This is a genomic window from Marivita sp., from assembly GCF_022763305.1.
Classification (GTDB): Bacteria; Pseudomonadota; Alphaproteobacteria; order Rhodobacterales; family Rhodobacteraceae; genus Marivita.
In genome coordinates this window covers 39612-56398 of record NZ_JALEGT010000049.1, presented here as the reverse complement: position 1 = coordinate 56398, position 16787 = coordinate 39612, and the positions used below count along the sequence as shown (strand labels likewise).

The window sequence follows — 16787 nt, the reverse complement described above, 5'->3', positions numbered from 1 at the left end:
CGGCCTTTTTTATCGTCATCGCACAGCACCCGGACACCCCGGGCAAGTCTGCCCTTCCGACTTACAACACGCTTCACTAGGCTGCCCAAAAGTACAAACTTGCGCGTTTGGGAAGGATCACAACGTTGGAGCTGTCGCCTCTGTTCGCTGCCGTAGCTCTGTTCGCAGCCTCCACCGCGATCGGGATGGCCAGCGTGGTCAAGATCATCACCATCTATGAGGCGAAACACGAACTGAAACAGGGGTCCGCAGGCTGGATCAGGTCGATCTCGGGCTGGACGCGTGTGGTGTTCTGGCTGTTCGCAACATGGTTTCTGGCGACGATCCTTGGCGACTGGCATGCCAGCGGCGATCTTGAAGGCGCGATTGACCGGTCTTGGCTGCGCTTGCGGATCATGCTGGAAATCCTTGCGGCGCTTGGGTCTGATTGATGACGCAACCGGCGGCCAAACAATCCGACATTCAATGCCAGAGCTGCGGCGGACAATGCGCGTTTGATCCGGCGCAACAGGATCTGCTGTGCCAAAGCTGCGGATCACTTTGGCCTCTGGCGACCGAGAATGACCACGAAGCCGCGACGGAGTTTCCCTTCAACCCCGACGCGCCAATGGAGGAACTCCCGGGCCTGCAAGGCGATCAGATCCATCAATGCGAAACCTGTGGCGGAGAAGTGATCTTCACGGGACCGGCGCTGTCCGAGAACTGCCCCTATTGCAACGGGCCCGTCGTTCTGTCCGTTGAAGACAAGGCCTATACCACCATGGCGCTTGTCCCCTTCCGTATCGCCGGTGATGTTGCGCAAAGACATATCGAAAGCTGGATCAAACAACGCATCGCGGCTCCGAACGATCTCGGCAGCCTCTCTGCTCAGGGGCGCCTTGCCAGCTTGTACGCCCCGTTCTGGACATTCGACACAAAAGAAGCCGTCGAGTACTGGGCAAGCTACGATGTGGGATCAGGCAAGTCGCGCCGCCGCCGCACGCGGACAGGCCGTATGAACATCGACTTCAATGATCTCCTGGTGCCCGCCTCGACACATGTCACGCCTCTGATCCGCGATGGCATCCTGCACGATTTCAAACCGCACCACCTCAGGCCGTACCGGGCCGGATATCTGGCAGGCTTTGCCGCGGAACGGCATCACATGAGCGTGCGCGACGGGCTGGAGGCCAACAAAGACGACAAGGACCTTTTGATCCGCAATCTGATCAAGAGCACCATCAAGAAACCAAACCCGCGGGTCGATCGATACAGAACCGACACGACCGGCATCCACTACCGGCGTATTCTTCTGCCGGTCTGGATCCTGCACTACACCTACGCGGGCAAGGCGAAGAAGATCGTTGTCTCCGGAATCGACGGCCGCACCTTTGGCGAACGCCCGTTTTCCAGATGGAAACTGGCGGCTTATTCCGCAGGATTGACCGCTGTAACAATGGCGTTCGGATGGATCTGGGGCGCGACCGGCATCCTGTAAATGTGAGTCGCGAGTGCACCGTTCCGCAACGGATTGCGCCCGTTCACGCATCTGCCGTTGCAACCTCCGGCGTCTATGCGCATAGCTGATCAAAAGCATGCAAGAGCAGAGACATGGCACACATCATTGTTGTCGGAAACGAAAAGGGCGGCGCGGGGAAATCCACCGTGTCGATGCACGTTGCGACGGCGCTGGCACGCATGGGGCACAAGATCGGCGCGCTGGATCTTGACCTGCGCCAGAAAACCATGGGGCGCTACATCACCAACCGGATGAAGACGCTGGAGACCGACGATCTGGATCTGCCCAGCCCGCGCTATCTCGAACTGCCCGAGATCGACCCCGACACGCTGCAACCGGGCGAAAACATCTACGATCATCGCCTCTCCGCCGCCGTGGCCGAACTGGAGCCGGGCAGCGATTTCATCCTGATCGACTGCCCCGGGTCGCACACCCGCCTGAGCCAGGTCGCGCATTCTCTGGCCGACACGCTGATCACGCCGCTGAATGACAGTTTCGTGGATTTCGATCTGCTGGCCCATACGGATGCCAGCGGCGAAAAGATCGAAGGGCCGTCGGTCTATTCCGAAATGGTCTGGAACGCCCGTCAGCTTCGCGCACAGGCCGGCCTGCCCCCGATCGACTGGGTGGTCCTGCGCAACCGTCTTGGCGCACAGCAGATGGTCAACAAGGCCAAGATGGAAAAGGCGCTGGAGCGTCTGTCCAAGCGGATCGGTTTTCGTGTGGCACCGGGGTTCAATGAACGCGTGATCTTCCGCGAACTCTTCCCGCGCGGGATGACGCTGCTCGATCTCAAGGATGTGGGGGTCAAACAGCTCAACATCTCGAACATTGCCGCCCGTCAGGAATTGCGCGATCTGATCAAGGCGCTGAACCTGCCCGGTGTGTCGGTCACGTTCTAGGCCGCTGGCCACCCACCCCGCGCCGCCTATCTTTGCGAAAAGCAGAAGGAGACGCGCGTGACCGGCCCCACGAAAAACGAGCTTTGGTTTCGCCTGATCTTCAGCCTTGGCGGGCTGGTGCTGCTGGTCGTGGCCGTGATGGTGCGCGGGATTTCGAACTCGGCGGCTTTGGTCGAGGTGGTGGGCATCGCAGGCGCGTTCTTTGGGGGAACCGCAATCTGGTCGGCGGTCAAGCTGGCACGTCACCGCGATTGACTTGCCTTACCCAGGGCGCTGGTGTCAGATCGTCGAAAAAGGACGTCTTCATGCCAGCCCCCCTTAATCGTTTCAAAGCTTCCCTGACTTCGGACTCACCGTCGCTTGGCCTCTGGCTGGCCATGGGCAGCGGATATGCCGCAGAAATCGCGGCCGCCGCCGGGTTCGACTGGCTGCTGATCGACGGAGAGCACGCACCCAACGATCTGGGCACGATCCACGAGCAACTGATGGCTCTGTCGGGGCATGCCGTGTCCCCCGTCGTGCGCATCCCCCACAATGATCCGGCGCTGATCAAGCAGGTGCTCGACCTCGGCGCGCAATCGCTGCTTTGCCCGATGGTCAATTCCGCCGACGAGGCCCGTGCGATTGTCGAAGCAACCCGCTATCCGCCACGCGGCATCCGGGGGGTGGGGCACATGCTGGGGCGGGCGTCGGCGTTCAACGGCATCCCGGATTATTTGGAAACGGCTGAAAATCAGATTTGCATCATCGTTCAGGCTGAAAGTGTCGCCGCGATGGACGCCTTGGACGACATCTGCGCGGTCGACGGTGTGGATGGCGTGTTCATCGGCCCCGCCGATCTTTGCGCCGATATGGGCTTGTTGCCCAATATCACCCATCCCGATGTCCGTGCCGCCGTGCAGGACGGCCTGCGCCGCATCCGCGCCGCAGGCAAGGCGGCGGGCATCATTGACGGGGACCCCGCCTTGATCCAGCAGGACATCGACGCGGGCGCGAACTTCGTCGCCTTGGGCGCCGATGTTCTTCTGCTGGCCGATGCGATGCGCGGGCTTGTCAAGACGTGGAAAGCCCGGACCACATGATCCGGGCTTTCGCAACTTCGGTGTTTGCTGGACTTATTCTGCGGGAACCGCATTTGCCGGAACAGCGCGACGTACAAAGTGCTGGCGGTTGAGGCGGAGAACCAACACGATGGCGACAAGCTGCGCCACGATGGCAATACCGGTTACACCCCAGTAGGCCACACCGAACTTTTCGATCGCACCCGCAGCAACAAGACCCTTGTTGACGAAGAAGTGGATCATGACCGAGAGCGCCACGGCCGGGCAGACCAGGGCGTAGGAGCCCGGCGAGGTCTTGGTGCCCATGACGAAGTCGCTGAAGTATCCCTGACGCATCATCACAACCGCACCGAGCAGCAGGAACACGATCTGGATCGACAGAAGCCGTGCGAGGAAGATCATGGTTTCACCGGGCTGTGCATGGGTGTCGAAGGCGACATGCAGACCGTGGCTCTGACGCAGGAAGAGGATGCCCAGAACGGTGACAATCGGCACGATGATCATAAGGGTCGGGCCGGATTCCCGTGCAGTGCCGTGCTGGAGCATCGATGCAAATGCGGTGGTGGCGGCAATCACAGTGTAGAGGATCGCGGCGACGCCAAAGAAGGTCGACAGCATCAGGGCAACGGCGACCGTGGTGGCGGACGTGCTCATCGCGGCAGGGGCGGCGAAACCGACGCCGACCATGGCAATGCTGAAGGCAGGCAGAAGCTGCGCAAACGAGTTATGCGCGGTCACATCGAACACACCACCTTTGGACAGGACGCGGCCAAGGAATGCGCCGATCATGCGGAAGGCCAGCACGCCGATAGCGGCAAAGGCGATCAAAGCCATCGGGAAGAGGTATTCCACCACGCTCCAAAGCTGCGGCACGAAGACGAGACCCACGATGAACATCGCGTTCACGCTCATCGCAAGCGCAAGCGGCATCGCGAGAAGCGTGGCTTCGGCGTTGGTTTCGCGCAGCTTTGTGTAGGCTTCGGTTTTCTTGAAGGCTGACAAGGACTGCAGGTTCCAGATCAACGACTTGATGTTGAGGACCGCAAAGACGGCGATCCCGATCAAGGCAGCGGCGATTGCAGCCTGCATCCTAACGTCACCCTTTGCAAAGGCGGCTGCGATATCCTCGAACACCGGGACCGGCTGTCCGGGATGCGGCACCCAGAACATCAGGAACATAAAGAATGTGACTGCGATCCCGCCCGCACCAAGCGAGGCCAAAAAGTAGATGGGCGAGTAGGTGTCAGCGGGTCTGGATACGGAATGGTCCATGGCGGGTCTCCTTGTATTCCGATTTTGGAATATATTTACATTCGCAAATCGGAATGTAAAGAGCTATCCTGCAATTGCGCTTTGGCTGGCTTGGAGGTCATACCAAAACAAGGCAGTCCGCCCCGCAATATCTTGTGGATAAACGGCCAACGCTTACCATATGCGGAACCAAATCGTTGACTCAGCGCCAACCCCCGCGACACACTGACCCTCAACACGGGAATCAGACAGGCTCTACAGGTGCGCTTTTCCAAACTTCGTCTGACGGGCTTCAAAAGCTTCGTTGACCCCACCGATCTGATCATCGCGGATGGTCTGACCGGCGTTGTGGGGCCGAACGGGTGTGGAAAATCCAACCTTCTCGAAGCGCTGCGCTGGGTGATGGGCGAGAACCGCCCGACCGCGATGCGCGGTGGCGGGATGGAGGACGTGATCTTTGCCGGGGCCGCCACCCGGCCTGCCCGCAACTTTGCCGAAGTGTCGATCCAGATCGACAATTCCGACAGGCTGGCCCCCGCCGGGTTCAACGACCAGGACCAGCTTGACATCGTCCGCCGCATCACCCGCGACGTCGGCAGCGCCTACAAGGTGAACGGCAAGGATGTGCGCGCCCGCGACGTGCAGATGCTGTTTGCCGATGCCTCGACAGGCGCACATTCCCCGGCGTTGGTGCGGCAGGGGCAAATCAGCGAACTGATCAACGCCAAGCCGCAGAACCGCCGCCGCATCCTTGAGGAAGCAGCTGGGATTTCGGGCCTCTACCAACGGCGTCACGAGGCTGAGCTGAAGCTCAAGAACACCGAAGCGAATCTGCTGCGGGTCGACGATGTGATCGAACAGTTGGCTGCACAATTGGCACAACTGGCCCGGCAGGCACGTCAGGCCGCCCGGTATCGTGCCATTGGCGAGGAGTTGCGGCATGCCGAGGGCCTGTTGCTCTATCGTCGTTGGAAAGACGCAGACATCGCGCGTGCCGAAGCGGATACCCAATTGCGCGAGCGGACCACCGAAGCGGCAAAGGCCGAGTCAGCCGCACGCGAGGCGACGAAGGCCCGTGAGGCCGCCGATGCTGCCCTGCCGCCGCTGCGCGAAGAGGCCGCCATCGCCGCCGCTATCGTTCAGAGGCTGACCCTGCAGCGCGACACGCTTTCCGAAGAAGAGCGCCGTGCGGAAGAGACCATTCAGACCCTGACCCGCCGCATCGACCAGATGACCAAGGACATGGAGCGGGAAAGCGGGTTGAACCGGGACGCCGGAGAAACCATCCAGCAGCTTGAATGGGAAGCCCGCGAACTTGCCAAGGCCGCCGAGGGGCATGACGACAAACTGACTGCCGCGATTGAGGCGGCGCAGGAGGCCGGTGCCGTCCTGCAGGCCCGCGAGGCCGATCTGAGCCAGAAGACCGAAGACGTGGCCCGCCTTGCCGCGCGGCATCAATCGGCGCACCGGCTGCTGTCGGACAGCCAGAAAAATCTGGATCGGAACGAGGCAGACGCGGTGCGGGCGCGCGACGCGGTGGCCGCCGCGAAACAGACCCTCGCTGCGGCCAAAGACGCAGCAATCGCTGCCGCGACAGAACAGGAGGCGGCGCGCGATCTCGCGGACCGCGCCGATCAGGTTCTGACCGAAGCCGAAGCCGCCCGCGCCGAGACCCAGTCGCGCGAAGCCGATGCCCGTGCGGAACGGTCCGAAGCCGAAGGCGAGATGAACGCCCTCAGTGCCGAGACCACGGCGTTGGCCCGCCTTCTGGATCGGGACACGGCCGAAGGAGGCCAAATCCTTGATCGTCTGCAGGTCGAACAAGGGTTCGAGAAGGCACTCGGGGCCGCACTGGCGGATGATCTTCGGGCGCCCGAGGTTGATGGCGACGGCCCGACCGGCTGGACGGCGCTGCCACGGTACGACAGCGATCAACCGCTTCCTGCCGGGGTCACGCCCCTTACAAACCACGTGTCCGTCCCCGAAGTGCTGGAACGGCGCATGGCTCAGATCGGGCTTGCGGATCCAGAGGATGCCGCGCGCTTGCAACCCCTGCTCAAACCCGGTCAGCGTCTCGTCAGCCTCGAAGGCGATCTCTGGCGCTGGGACGGGTACCGCGCCTGGGCCGAGGACGCCCCATCAGCGGCTGCCCTTCGGCTGGAACAGCTCAACCGCCTGGAGGCGCTGAAGCAGGAAACCGCCCGGGCCTCAGCCCGTGTCGATGGTGCGCGGGCGGCACATGAGAGCCTGACCCAGCGCCTGGCCGACCTTGCCATGGCCGAGAAAGCAGCCCGACAGGCGCGCCGGGATGCCGATGCCTCGGTGACGGACGCGGCGCGCAAGCTCAGCCGCGCAGAAGCGGACCGCGACATGGCCGAAGGCAAGCTGGAAAGCCTGTCCATGGCGGTGAAGCGGCACGAGGACGAAGCGACAACCGCGCGCGCGCAATTGGTCGAAGCCCAGCGCGCTGTGGCGGATCTGGAGGATCTCGATTCGGCGCGCGCCGAGGTCGAAGACCTCAAGATGACCGTCGAAGCGGCGCGCATGACGATGATGGCCCGCCGCTCTGCACAGGATGAACTGCGCCGCGAGGGTGACGCCCGCAAAGCCCGCTCACAGCAGGTCACGAAGGAACTCAGCGGCTGGAGGCACCGGCTCGACACAGCCGAAAAACGCAGCGCGGAGCTGGCCGAGCGCCGTGCCGCCGCCCAGAAGGAGCTGGATGATGCGTCCGGCTTGCCGGCTGAGCTTGCCGCCCAGCGCGACCGCCTGGGACACGAAATCTCCGAGGCCGAGGCGCGCAAGGCAACGGCGGATGACGCGCTCTCTACGGCAGAAGCTGCCCTGCGCAGCGCCGATCAGGCTGAACGCGAGTCCGAGCGCAAGGCCTCGGAGGCGCGCGAGGCGCGTGCACGGTCGGAGGCCCGCGCCGAGGCCGCACGTGACGCGGTCAACGCCGCCGCGGAACGGATCGCGGAAGAGCAGGACACCAGCCCCACGACCCTCTTGCAAAAGCTGGGGGCCGATCCCGACAATCTTCCCCGTGCCGAGGCGATTGAAGCCGATGTGAACCGGCTCAAGCGGCAGCGCGATGCGCTTGGCGCGGTCAATCTGCGCGCCGAGGAAGACGCGCGCGAGGTGCAGGAGGAACATGACCACCTTCTGTCCGAGAAAATGGACCTTGAAGAAGCGATCAAGACCCTGCGGTCGGGCATCGCCAGCCTGAACCGCGAAGGCCGCGAACGCCTTCTGACTGCATTCGAGCAGGTGAATAGCAACTTCACCCTGCTTTTCACCCATCTCTTTGGCGGCGGCGAGGCCAACCTTGTCATGGTGGAAAGCGACGATCCGCTGGAAGCGGGGCTTGAAATCATGTGCCAACCGCCGGGCAAGAAGCTGTCGACTCTCTCGCTTCTGTCAGGTGGGGAACAGACGCTGACCGCGCTTGCGCTGATCTTTGCGGTGTTCCTTGCCAATCCCGCACCGATCTGTGTGCTCGACGAGGTCGACGCGCCGCTCGACGATGCCAACGTCACGCGCTTCTGCGATCTGCTCGATGAGATGTGCCGCCGGACTGAAACGCGGTTCCTGATCATCACGCACCATGCCGTCACCATGTCCCGCATGGACCGGTTGTTCGGCGTCACGATGCAGGAACAGGGTGTCAGCCAGCTTGTGTCCGTAGACCTCAAGAAAGCGGAACGCCTCGTCGCGTAAACGTGTCTGCGGCGAGTCCGAAGATCGGTCTAGGCTGCCAGAATGCAGAGACTCGTTCTTGCCCTTCTCCTTACGCCACTTCCACTGCTTGCCCAGGGGCAGGTGCCGCGCGACAGCGATGCACTCTTCGATCAGAGCCGGCTGGATGACCTGCTGCGCGGGACAACCCTGACCTTTTTTGACGACGGTCAGTCGCAGTTCTACGAGGACGACCGATATACCTACACCTACGCCAATAATGGCGGCACCGGTTACGGGTACTTCACCGTGATGGAGGACAGTACGATCTGCATCGACTTCGTCACCGGCTTTTCGCGCTGCGATCTCTATGTCACCGATGCCGAAGGGCGTCTGATTGTCATAACCGCCACTGGCGACCGGTTTCCAACCCGTCCTTGACCTTGGGGCAGGCACCATCGGAAAAACTGTTTAGATTCAATAGATCAGCCGCGAAGATAGGCCGAGTTTCGCTCAATTTAAGGAATTGATCACATTCCTTACCCCAAGATTAACCGTTTGTTATCTAATGAGGGTGGACTCTACAGGGGTGTGGGCCGCCCAATTCGAAAGACGTGTTGCCGCGATGAATGTGCTGATCGTGCAGAACGACGCCAAGCTTGGCAATATCTGGCAACGCCATTTGCAGCGCCATGACCATGTTGCGGATATTGCGCTGGATCAGGACAGCGCAATCCAGCGTCTGCATGAGCAATTCTATTCGATCATCATTCTCGATGTGGTGCTGGATGGTGGCAGCGCCATCGCCGTGGCCGACTACGCGAGCTACCGGCATCCCGATGCCCGCGTGATCTTTGTCACCAACACCAGCTTTTTCTCGGACGGGTCGATCTTTCAGCTCTGCGCCAATGCCTGCGCTTTCGTTCCCACCGCGACCCAGCCCGAAGACCTGACCGCGATGGTCGAGCACTACGCCAAGACGGACTAGGGCGCAGCCAGCCGTTCCCGCCCATGCGGTGCATCGAAGTCGAGAACCGGATTGATCGGAATGATCCGGTTCGGATTGATGCTTTCGTGACTGAAGTGATAGTGCCGCACGATGTGATCAAGGTTGACGGTCTCAGCCACGCCCGGCCATTGATACAGCTCGCGCGTGTAAGCCCAGAGATTTGGGTAATCCACGATCCGCCGGCGGTTGCACTTGAAGTGCAGGTGATAGACGGAATCAAATCGCACCAACGTCGTGAAAAGCCGCCAATCGGCTTCGGTAATGCGGTCGCCGACGAGATAGCGCTGGCGCGACAGACGCTCTTCCAACCAATCAAGACTGTCGAACAGCGGACTCACCGCTGAATCATATGCCTCTTGCGTGGTCGCAAATCCGGATTTGTAGACGCCGTTGTTCACCGTGTCATAAACCCGCGCATTGACCTCTTCGATCTCGTCCCGCAGCGCGACGGGCCAGAAATCCTGCCGGTCCCCCGTCAACCCGTCAAAGGCCGAATTGAGCATGCGGATGATTTCCGAACTTTCGTTCGACACGATGGTCTCGCGCTGCGTGTCCCAAAGGATCGGCACGGTCACACGTCCCGACGCCCTGGGATCGGCCTTGAGATAGATGTCGCGGGCAAAAGGCAGACCATAGAGTTTATCCCCCGTCGCACCGGGAAAATCGGTGTCGAAGGTCCAGCCGTCGCCCAGCATGTCGGGATGCACGACCGATACACCGATATGATCCGTCAGCCCTTTGATCGCGCGGAACACAAGTGTCCGATGGGCCCAGGGGCAGGCGAGGCTGACATAGAGATGATAGCGGCCGGACTCGGCCTTGAAACCGCCCTCGCCGGTCGGTCCGGCACTGCCATCGGTGGTGATCCAGTTGCGATATTTGGAGGTGGACCGTTTGAAGGCACCACCGGTGCTCTTGGTGTCGTACCACTGGTCTTTCCAGACCCCGTCAACCAGAATACCCATGTCTCGCTCCTTGCATCCGTGTGAGTTCAACACATAGAACTCTGCACAGTTTCACAAAACATCCACTTCCGCGCAGATTGTCATGGATGAGCGCACAGAGGCTCGGGCTGGCCGTGGTGTTGCGCCTTGATCGTCACGCGTGGGCAAATCCTGTCCCTTCAACTTGGCATCCCCGCCATCTCGCGGTAAGGGAGCGGCGACTTACGCCGGGTGACACCCTTGGCTGGCCGAACTGGCCGGTTGTCCGCTGGAACCCCTGCACACCGATGACACCGACAAAGACCGCGCGACCCGCTCGCGGCCTATGGGCAAATTCTTTCATGATCTCAGCTGCACAGTACAAACAACAATGGACCCAGAACATCCGTGGCGATCTTCTGTCCGGACTGGTGGTGGCGCTGGCGCTGATCCCCGAGGCCATCGCGTTCTCGATCATCGCGGGGGTCGATCCCAAGGTGGGTCTTTACGCATCCTTCTCGATTGCCGTGATCACCGCGATCACCGGAGGCAGACCGGGCATGATCTCGGCGGCCACAGCGGCAACGGCGGTGCTGATGGTCACTCTGGTCAAGGATCACGGGCTGCAATACCTGCTTGCCGCCACGGTGCTGGCGGGGCTGTTGCAGATCGGGGCCGGGCTGCTCAAACTGGGCTACGTCATGCGCTTCGTGTCAAAATCCGTGATGACGGGCTTCGTCAACGCGCTGGCGATCCTGATCTTCATGGCGCAATTGCCCGAACTTGACCCAAGCCGCGTGCCGATGCTGACCTATGTGCTAGTCGCGGCGGGCCTGCTGATCATCTACCTGTTCCCCATGGTGACCAAGGCAGTCCCGTCGCCACTGGTCACCATCATCGTGCTGACCGCCGTGGTGGTCTTCATGGGGTGGGATGTGCGCACCGTGGGCGACATGGGCGAACTGCCCGACACGCTGCCGGTGTTCCTGATCCCCGACATCCCGCTGACCTTCGAGACACTTCAGATCATCTTCCCCTACTCGGTCGCGGTGGCCGTGGTTGGCCTGCTGGAAAGCCTGATGACACAGCAGATCGTCGATGACCTCACCGACACGACCTCCAGCCGCAATCAGGAATGTATCGGTCAGGGCCTGGCCAACAGCGCCACCGGGTTCATCGGTGGCATGGCGGGTTGTGCCATGATCGGCCAGTCGATCATCAACGTGAAATCCGGTGGGCGCGGGCGGCTTTCGAGCTTTGTCGCGGGTCTTTTCCTGCTGATCCTCGTGGTCGCCTTGGGCGACATCGTGGCGATCATCCCGATGGCAGCGCTGGTGGCGATCATGATCATGGTGTCCATCGGCACGTTCTCGTGGTCGTCGATCAAGAACCTGCGCGACCACCCGAAATCGTCCTCCATCGTGATGCTGGCGACGGTGTTCTTCGTGATCTACACCCACAACCTTGCCATCGGCGTTCTGGTCGGCGTGCTGCTCTCGGGCATCTTCTTTGCCTGGAAGATCTCGCAACTCTTCCGCGTTCGGACCTCGATCACGCCGGACGGGTCACATCGCACCTACACCATCGAAGGGCAGCTCTTCTTCGCCTCGTCTGAGAATTTTATGAAGGCCTTCGATTTCCGCGAAGCCCCGGACCGCGTGACCATCGACCTGAGCCGCGCGCATATCTGGGACATCTCGTCGGTTGCGGCGCTTGACATGGCTGTGCTCAAGTTCCGCCGCGAAGGTGCAGAGGTAGAGTTGATCGGCCTCAACGAGGCATCAGAGACCATCGTCGACAGGTTGGCCATCCACGACAAACCCGGCGCGATGGACGAATTGCTGGGCCACTAGGGAGACAGACCATGACCACGAACACCCTCATCGCCCTTGTGGATGCCTCTGCCTATGCCGAAAGCGTCTGCCATCACGCGGCGTGGATCGCCGGGTGCACTGACTGGAAGGTCAAGGTCTACCACGTGATGGGTCGCCGCGATGCGGTCGAAAAACAGGACCTGTCCGGCGCCATCCGGCTTGGGGCGCGTTCGTCGCTGTTGGAGCAACTGTCCGAACTCGACGCCACCCGCGCCAAGCTGGCGCATGAACATGGCCGGGCCATTCTGGAAGACGCCAAGGCGATCATCACCAAAGGCGCCGACATCACCGTCGAAACCCGTCTGCGTCAGGGCGATCTGGTCGAAACCGTGACGGCCAAGGAAGAAACCGGCGACATGATCGTCATCGGCAAGCGCGGTGAGGCGGCCGGTCTGGCGATGGAGCATCTTGGCTCCAACCTTGAACGGATCGTCCGGGCCAGCCACAAGCCCGTGTTCATCGCGAACCGCGCGTTCAAGCCGATCACATCAGCACTTGTCGCCTTCGACGGTGGTCCGTCATCCCTCAAGGCGGTGGACTATATCGCACGCAGCCCGATGTTCGCAGGCCTTGCCGTGACACTGGTGTTCGCCGGCAAAGAGACCCCGGCGATCCAGAAGGCGCTGTCCGACGCAACAGCGACGCTCAAGGCCGGTGGATTTGACGCGCAGATTGTGATTGAAATTGGTGAGCCGGAAAAGGTGCTTGCGCAGATCACCTCGACCGGTTCGCAAGACCTGCTGGTGATGGGCGCCTATGGTCACAGCCGGGTGCGCAGCTTCATCATCGGGTCGACAACAACCGAGATGCTCCGCTCCTGCAAGGTGCCCGTGCTTATCATGCGATAGGTCACGACCGCAGGCGTTGCACCACCCAGATCACGACCATTGCGCCCAGAACTGCACCAACCAGTCCCGCGACTGCTCCTGTTGCGGCCAGCAGCAGGCGGATCACCATGCCGCCGATCAGGGCACCAGCGACCCCCACCATGATGGTCGCCAGCATGCTCATTTCGACACGCATGAAGCGCGTGGCGAGAAATCCGGCAGCGGCACCGATGATCAGCAAAAACAGAATCGGCACGCGATCTACCTCCGCCGACGGTCGCGCACGCTGCTGCGCCAATGGGTCGGCACAATGATCAACGCGCCAAGCGACGAAACGATCGCGTTCATGCCCGGTGATCCGAAACCGATGCCGAACATGATGCGCACGAAATAGGCGAGGAACGCACCGCCAACGCAGATGATGATGCTTGGGATGACGCCGTTGTTGGTAAAGCCTGTCTTTTCCGAGATATAGCCGACGATCCCCGCGATCACGACCGTGCCCATCAAGATCATGAACATCCCTACTCTCCCAACCGGGTCCCCTTCGGAACCGTCATGCCCCGCAGGAACGTTTCGGTATCCTGCGCGCCTTTGCCTGCACGCTGCGCACGAGTGATGATAACCGCACCTGAGCCGCAGGCAATGGTGAAGGCATCATCCAACGCGGTCCCTGCAGCGCCCTGCTGATCCGAAAGGCGGCTGCCCAACAGTTTGACGCGCTCGTCACCGATCATCGTCCAGGCGCCCGGAAAGGGCGACAGCCCGCGGATCTGGCGGTCTACCTCGACCGCCGGTCGGGTCCAGTCGATCCGGGCTTCGGCCTTGTCGATCTTCTCGGCATAGGTGACGCCGTCGTCAGGCTGCGGCTCCGGAGTCAGGTCACCAATCTGGTCAAGCGCCTGCACTATCAGAGCAGCGCCCATGGCGCTCAGCCGATCATGCAATTCGCCCGTGGTCTCGGTTGCGCCAATCGGCGTCGCCTCTCGCAGCAACACAGGCCCGGTGTCCAGACCGGCCTCCATCTGCATGATGCAAATCCCGGTTTCCGCATCCCCCGCCATGATCGCGCGGTGAATGGGGGCTGCCCCCCGCCAGCGCGGCAAAAGCGAGGCGTGGATGTTCAGGCACCCCTGTTTCGGCGCGTCCAGAACGGCCTGTGGCAGGATCAACCCGTAGGCCACGACAACCGCGATATCGGCGGCCAGAGCGGCAAAGTCCCGCTGTGCGTCGTCGTTTCGGAGCGTCGTTGGATGCCGAACCTCTAATCCAAGCGCCTCGGCCCGCGCGTGGACAGGGGTGGGGCGGTCCTTCTTGCCGCGCCCTGCCGGACGCGGCGGCTGGCAATAGACGGCGGCGATCTCGTGCCCGGCCCCGACCAGCGCATCCAGCACCGGAACCGAAAAGTCGGGCGTTCCCATGAAGATGATCCGCATGTCCTAGCCTTTCAGCTTTTTCGCCCGCCGCAAAAGCATGTCGCGCTTGGTCTTGCTCAGATGGTCGAAATACATCTTGCCGTTCAGATGGTCGATCTGGTGTTGCACGGAGGTGGCCCAAAGACCGACGAAATCCTGTTCGCGAACCGTACCATCCTCCCCCATGAACCGTACGGTCACGGCGCGAGGTCGGTCGATCTTGGCAAAGACGCCGGGCAGGTTCGGGCTCGCCTCTTCATGCGACCGAAGCTGCACCGAGGCGTGCAGGATTTCCGGGTTTGCCATTCGAACCGCGCGGCCCCGATCATCAGATGCGTCGACAACGGCCAGCCGTTTCAGAATGCCGATCTGGTTGGCGGCCAGACCGACACCGGGCATCGCCTCCATCGTGTCGATCATGTCTGTCCAAATTTCGCGGATCTCGTCGGTGATCTCGTCCACGGGCTCGGCGGGTGTACGAAGACAGGCGTTCGGCCACGGCAGACAGCGCCGTACGGTCATGCGCGCGCCTGTTCGCGTTTGAGCTTGACCATCTTGCGGGTGATCATCTGCCGCTTGAGCGGTTTGAGATAATCGATGAACAGCTTGCCATTGAGGTGGTCGATCTCGTGCTGAACGCAGGTCGCCCAGAGCCCATCAAACTCTTCTTCCTTCGGATTGCCGTTCTCGTCGATCCACGCCACCTTGACCGCTTCGGGCCGGGTGACATCCGCGAACTGATCCGGGATCGACAGACAGCCCTCTTCGTAGACGTTCAAATCATCCGAGGACGCCAGAATTTCGGGGTTGAACATGATCAGCGGACGCGGTGTCGATTCCTCGTCCTTGATGCAATCCAGAACGATCAGACGGGACAGCACGCCCACCTGCGGCGCGGCAAGGCCAATGCCCGGCGCGTCATACATGGTTTCCAGCATGTCCTTGGCCAGCGTGCGCAAGTCGTCCGACAAATCGGGCACGGGGTCACAGACCTTTTTCAGACGCGGGTCCGGGTGGATGAGGATCGGCAGTTTCATGAGCGTGATTTAGGGAGATTGACACCAAAGCGCAACGGACAGTCGCAGCCTCGGGTACCAGCATTCGGTCTTTCGCCCTTGAACCCGCTCTCGATCCGGCCAAGGAATAGGGCAACGCGACCCAAGGAGCCGACATGACCAGCCAATTTGACGAAGAGATCGACCGCAGAGGCAGCCATTGTGTGAAATGGGACATGATGGATACGCTCTACGGCGTACCCAAGGACGATGGGCTTGCCATGTGGGTTGCGGATATGGACTTCCGGCCGCCTGCCTGCGTGACAGACGAACTGCGCGAAGTGCTGGATCATGGGGTCTTCGGCTATTTCGGCAATGACGGCCCCTATCTGGATGCGATCCGCTGGTGGATGGATGAACGGCACGGCTGGACAGTCGAGCGCGACTGGATTTATTCAACACATGGTCTGGTCAACGGCACGGCGATGTGTGTCGATGCGTTCACCGAACCCGGGGATGGCGTTGTACTTTTCACGCCGGTCTATCACGCCTTCGCGCGTGTCATCAAAGCGGCCAACCGACAGGTTGTCGAATGCGCGCTGACGATGACCGATGGGCGCTACGAAATGGATTTCGAGGCCTATGACGCGCAGATGACCGGGACAGAGCGGATGGTCATTCTCTGCTCGCCGCACAATCCCGGTGGTCGGGTCTGGAGCAAGGCCGAATTGCAGGCTGTGGCCGCCTTTGCCAAGCGGCACGACCTGATCCTCGTGTCCGACGAAATCCACCATGACCTCGTGATGCCGGGCAACACGCATATCCCCATGCCGTTGGCTGACGAGAACTGCCTTGACCGGCTGGTGATGATGACCGCGACGACGAAGACCTTCAACATCGCGGGCAGCCATATCGGCAACGTCATCATCCCGGACCCCGAACTGCGCGCGCGCTTTGCCAAACGCATGGCAGCGCTTGGCATGTCGCCGAACTCCTTTGGCCTGTTCACTGCGATGGCTGCCTATTCGCCCGCTGGCGCGGCATGGGTGGACGAGTTGGTGGACTACCTGGATGGCAACCGGAGACTTTTTGACGACATGGTCAACGCGATCCCCGGGGTGACGTCGATGCCGATGCAGGCGACCTATCTTGCATGGGTCGACTTTGCCAGGACAGGTATGGAGCCTGCGGAATTCACCCGACGGGTCGAGAAGGACGCGCGGATTGCCGCGAACCATGGCCCGACCTTTGGAACGGGCGGCGAAAGCTTTCTGCGGTTCAACTTCGCGACACCCCGATCCCGTGTGATCGAAGCTGGCGAGCGTCTTCAGGCGGCATTCCGCGATCTGCAATAAGG

The 16787-nt window shown here is 61.4% G+C and carries 18 protein-coding genes; 11 read left to right on the top strand and 7 right to left on the bottom strand.

Translation table 11 applies throughout. From position 1 onward, the window contains the following. Window positions 1–125: 125 nt before the first annotated feature. From MRY75_RS09105 to MRY75_RS09085, 5 genes are all read left to right on the top strand, one after another. The gene (locus MRY75_RS09105) at window positions 126–431 is read left to right on the top strand and encodes a hypothetical protein (RefSeq protein WP_292307141.1); all 306 of its coding nucleotides are present in this window, start codon (window positions 126–128) and stop codon (window positions 429–431) included. Next, window positions 431–1477, top strand: a complete 1047-nt coding sequence (locus MRY75_RS09100; protein WP_292307139.1) for a hypothetical protein — start codon at window positions 431–433, stop codon at window positions 1475–1477. Before MRY75_RS09105 ends, MRY75_RS09100 begins: the two co-directional genes overlap by 1 nt. Before the next feature lie 113 nt (window positions 1478–1590). Continuing rightward, window positions 1591–2400 (top strand): division plane positioning ATPase MipZ, encoded by an 810-nt coding sequence (locus tag MRY75_RS09095; protein WP_292307137.1) that lies wholly within the window; start codon window positions 1591–1593, stop codon window positions 2398–2400. 57 nt (window positions 2401–2457) lie between these two features. After that, entirely contained in the window at window positions 2458–2655 is a 198-nt protein-coding gene (locus tag MRY75_RS09090) for a hypothetical protein (protein WP_292307135.1), read from the top strand. A 50-nt stretch (window positions 2656–2705) separates the two neighbouring features. After that, complete coding sequence (locus tag MRY75_RS09085) at window positions 2706–3482, top strand: HpcH/HpaI aldolase/citrate lyase family protein (protein ID WP_292307134.1); 777 nt, start codon at window positions 2706–2708, stop codon at window positions 3480–3482. 33 nt (window positions 3483–3515) lie between these two features. On the opposite strand, the gene MRY75_RS09080 is transcribed toward MRY75_RS09085, so the two are convergent. Further along, window positions 3516–4733: a hypothetical protein gene (locus tag MRY75_RS09080; protein WP_292307132.1), complete on the bottom strand. Its 1218-nt coding sequence runs from the start codon at window positions 4731–4733 to the stop codon at window positions 3516–3518. A 240-nt stretch (window positions 4734–4973) separates the two neighbouring features. Here MRY75_RS09080 and smc point away from each other — a divergent pair, with 240 nt between their 5' ends. The 3 genes from smc to MRY75_RS09065 all read left to right on the top strand — a co-directional run bounded on the left by smc (window position 4974) and on the right by MRY75_RS09065 (window position 9375). Continuing rightward, window positions 4974–8429, top strand: a complete 3456-nt coding sequence (gene smc / locus MRY75_RS09075) for a chromosome segregation protein SMC (protein WP_292307130.1) — start codon at window positions 4974–4976, stop codon at window positions 8427–8429. 42 nt (window positions 8430–8471) lie between these two features. Continuing rightward, window positions 8472–8828, top strand: a complete 357-nt coding sequence (locus MRY75_RS09070) for a hypothetical protein (RefSeq protein ID WP_292307128.1) — start codon at window positions 8472–8474, stop codon at window positions 8826–8828. Window positions 8829–9012: 184 nt separating this feature from the next. After that, window positions 9013–9375 carry a response regulator gene (locus MRY75_RS09065; protein WP_292307126.1) on the top strand — a complete coding sequence of 121 codons (363 nt, stop codon included), beginning with the start codon at window positions 9013–9015 and terminating at the stop codon, window positions 9373–9375. Here MRY75_RS09065 and MRY75_RS09060 read toward each other — a convergent pair. Beyond that, window positions 9372–10361 carry a glutathione S-transferase family protein gene (locus MRY75_RS09060; protein WP_292307124.1) on the bottom strand — a complete coding sequence of 330 codons (990 nt, stop codon included), beginning with the start codon at window positions 10359–10361 and terminating at the stop codon, window positions 9372–9374. The genes MRY75_RS09065 and MRY75_RS09060 overlap by 4 nt on opposite strands. A 320-nt stretch (window positions 10362–10681) precedes the next feature. On the opposite strand from MRY75_RS09060, the gene MRY75_RS09055 reads away from it, so the two are divergent. Both MRY75_RS09055 and MRY75_RS09050 read left to right on the top strand, forming a co-directional pair. Then, window positions 10682–12172 carry a SulP family inorganic anion transporter gene (locus MRY75_RS09055; protein WP_292307123.1) on the top strand — a complete coding sequence of 497 codons (1491 nt, stop codon included), beginning with the start codon at window positions 10682–10684 and terminating at the stop codon, window positions 12170–12172. 11 nt (window positions 12173–12183) lie between these two features. Next, window positions 12184–13041: a universal stress protein gene (locus tag MRY75_RS09050; RefSeq protein WP_292307121.1), complete on the top strand. Its 858-nt coding sequence runs from the start codon at window positions 12184–12186 to the stop codon at window positions 13039–13041. Between the two features lies 1 nt (window position 13042). On the opposite strand, the gene MRY75_RS09045 is transcribed toward MRY75_RS09050, so the two are convergent. From MRY75_RS09045 to def (MRY75_RS09025), 5 genes are read right to left on the bottom strand one after another with little or no spacing between them, the layout of a single operon-like run. Next, window positions 13043–13276: a GlsB/YeaQ/YmgE family stress response membrane protein gene (locus MRY75_RS09045; RefSeq protein ID WP_292307119.1), complete on the bottom strand. Its 234-nt coding sequence runs from the start codon at window positions 13274–13276 to the stop codon at window positions 13043–13045. A gap of 5 nt (window positions 13277–13281) precedes the next feature. Continuing rightward, entirely contained in the window at window positions 13282–13542 is a 261-nt protein-coding gene (locus MRY75_RS09040) for a hypothetical protein (RefSeq protein ID WP_292307117.1), read from the bottom strand. A 2-nt stretch (window positions 13543–13544) separates the two neighbouring features. Beyond that, window positions 13545–14456, bottom strand: a complete 912-nt coding sequence (gene fmt, locus MRY75_RS09035) for a methionyl-tRNA formyltransferase (protein ID WP_292307115.1) — start codon at window positions 14454–14456, stop codon at window positions 13545–13547. A gap of 3 nt (window positions 14457–14459) precedes the next feature. Further along, window positions 14460–14957, bottom strand: a complete 498-nt coding sequence (def, locus tag MRY75_RS09030) for a peptide deformylase (protein WP_292307113.1) — start codon at window positions 14955–14957, stop codon at window positions 14460–14462. Next, on the bottom strand, window positions 14954–15472 hold the full coding sequence (gene def / locus MRY75_RS09025) for a peptide deformylase (RefSeq protein ID WP_292307112.1): 519 nt from the start codon (window positions 15470–15472) through the stop codon (window positions 14954–14956). The genes def (MRY75_RS09030) and def (MRY75_RS09025) overlap by 4 nt, the downstream gene beginning before the upstream one ends. Window positions 15473–15606: 134 nt before the next feature. Between def (MRY75_RS09025) and MRY75_RS09020 the strand changes: the two genes are divergently transcribed. Beyond that, window positions 15607–16785 (top strand): MalY/PatB family protein, encoded by a 1179-nt coding sequence (locus tag MRY75_RS09020; RefSeq protein WP_292307110.1) that lies wholly within the window; start codon window positions 15607–15609, stop codon window positions 16783–16785. The last annotated feature ends 2 nt before the right edge of the window (window positions 16786–16787 follow it).

What these genes read in the sequence shown, in the direction of transcription:
- MRY75_RS09060 (WP_292307124.1), bottom strand. Translation starts at nt 10,361, where the DNA reads ATGGGTATTCTGGTTGACGGGGTCTGGAAAGACCAGTGGTACGACACC.
- MRY75_RS09040 (WP_292307117.1), bottom strand. Translation starts at nt 13,542, where the DNA reads ATGTTCATGATCTTGATGGGCACGGTCGTGATCGCGGGGATCGTCGGC.
- MRY75_RS09100 (WP_292307139.1), top strand. Translation starts at nt 431, where the DNA reads ATGACGCAACCGGCGGCCAAACAATCCGACATTCAATGCCAGAGCTGC.
- def (WP_292307112.1), bottom strand. Translation starts at nt 15,472, where the DNA reads ATGAAACTGCCGATCCTCATCCACCCGGACCCGCGTCTGAAAAAGGTC.
- MRY75_RS09065 (WP_292307126.1), top strand. Translation starts at nt 9,013, where the DNA reads ATGAATGTGCTGATCGTGCAGAACGACGCCAAGCTTGGCAATATCTGG.
- MRY75_RS09055 (WP_292307123.1), top strand. Translation starts at nt 10,682, where the DNA reads ATGATCTCAGCTGCACAGTACAAACAACAATGGACCCAGAACATCCGT.
- MRY75_RS09095 (WP_292307137.1), top strand. Translation starts at nt 1,591, where the DNA reads ATGGCACACATCATTGTTGTCGGAAACGAAAAGGGCGGCGCGGGGAAA.
- def (WP_292307113.1), bottom strand. Translation starts at nt 14,957, where the DNA reads ATGACCGTACGGCGCTGTCTGCCGTGGCCGAACGCCTGTCTTCGTACA.
- MRY75_RS09050 (WP_292307121.1), top strand. Translation starts at nt 12,184, where the DNA reads ATGACCACGAACACCCTCATCGCCCTTGTGGATGCCTCTGCCTATGCC.
- MRY75_RS09020 (WP_292307110.1), top strand. Translation starts at nt 15,607, where the DNA reads ATGACCAGCCAATTTGACGAAGAGATCGACCGCAGAGGCAGCCATTGT.
- fmt (WP_292307115.1), bottom strand. Translation starts at nt 14,456, where the DNA reads ATGCGGATCATCTTCATGGGAACGCCCGACTTTTCGGTTCCGGTGCTG.
- MRY75_RS09085 (WP_292307134.1), top strand. Translation starts at nt 2,706, where the DNA reads ATGCCAGCCCCCCTTAATCGTTTCAAAGCTTCCCTGACTTCGGACTCA.
- MRY75_RS09080 (WP_292307132.1), bottom strand. Translation starts at nt 4,733, where the DNA reads ATGGACCATTCCGTATCCAGACCCGCTGACACCTACTCGCCCATCTAC.
- MRY75_RS09070 (WP_292307128.1), top strand. Translation starts at nt 8,472, where the DNA reads ATGCAGAGACTCGTTCTTGCCCTTCTCCTTACGCCACTTCCACTGCTT.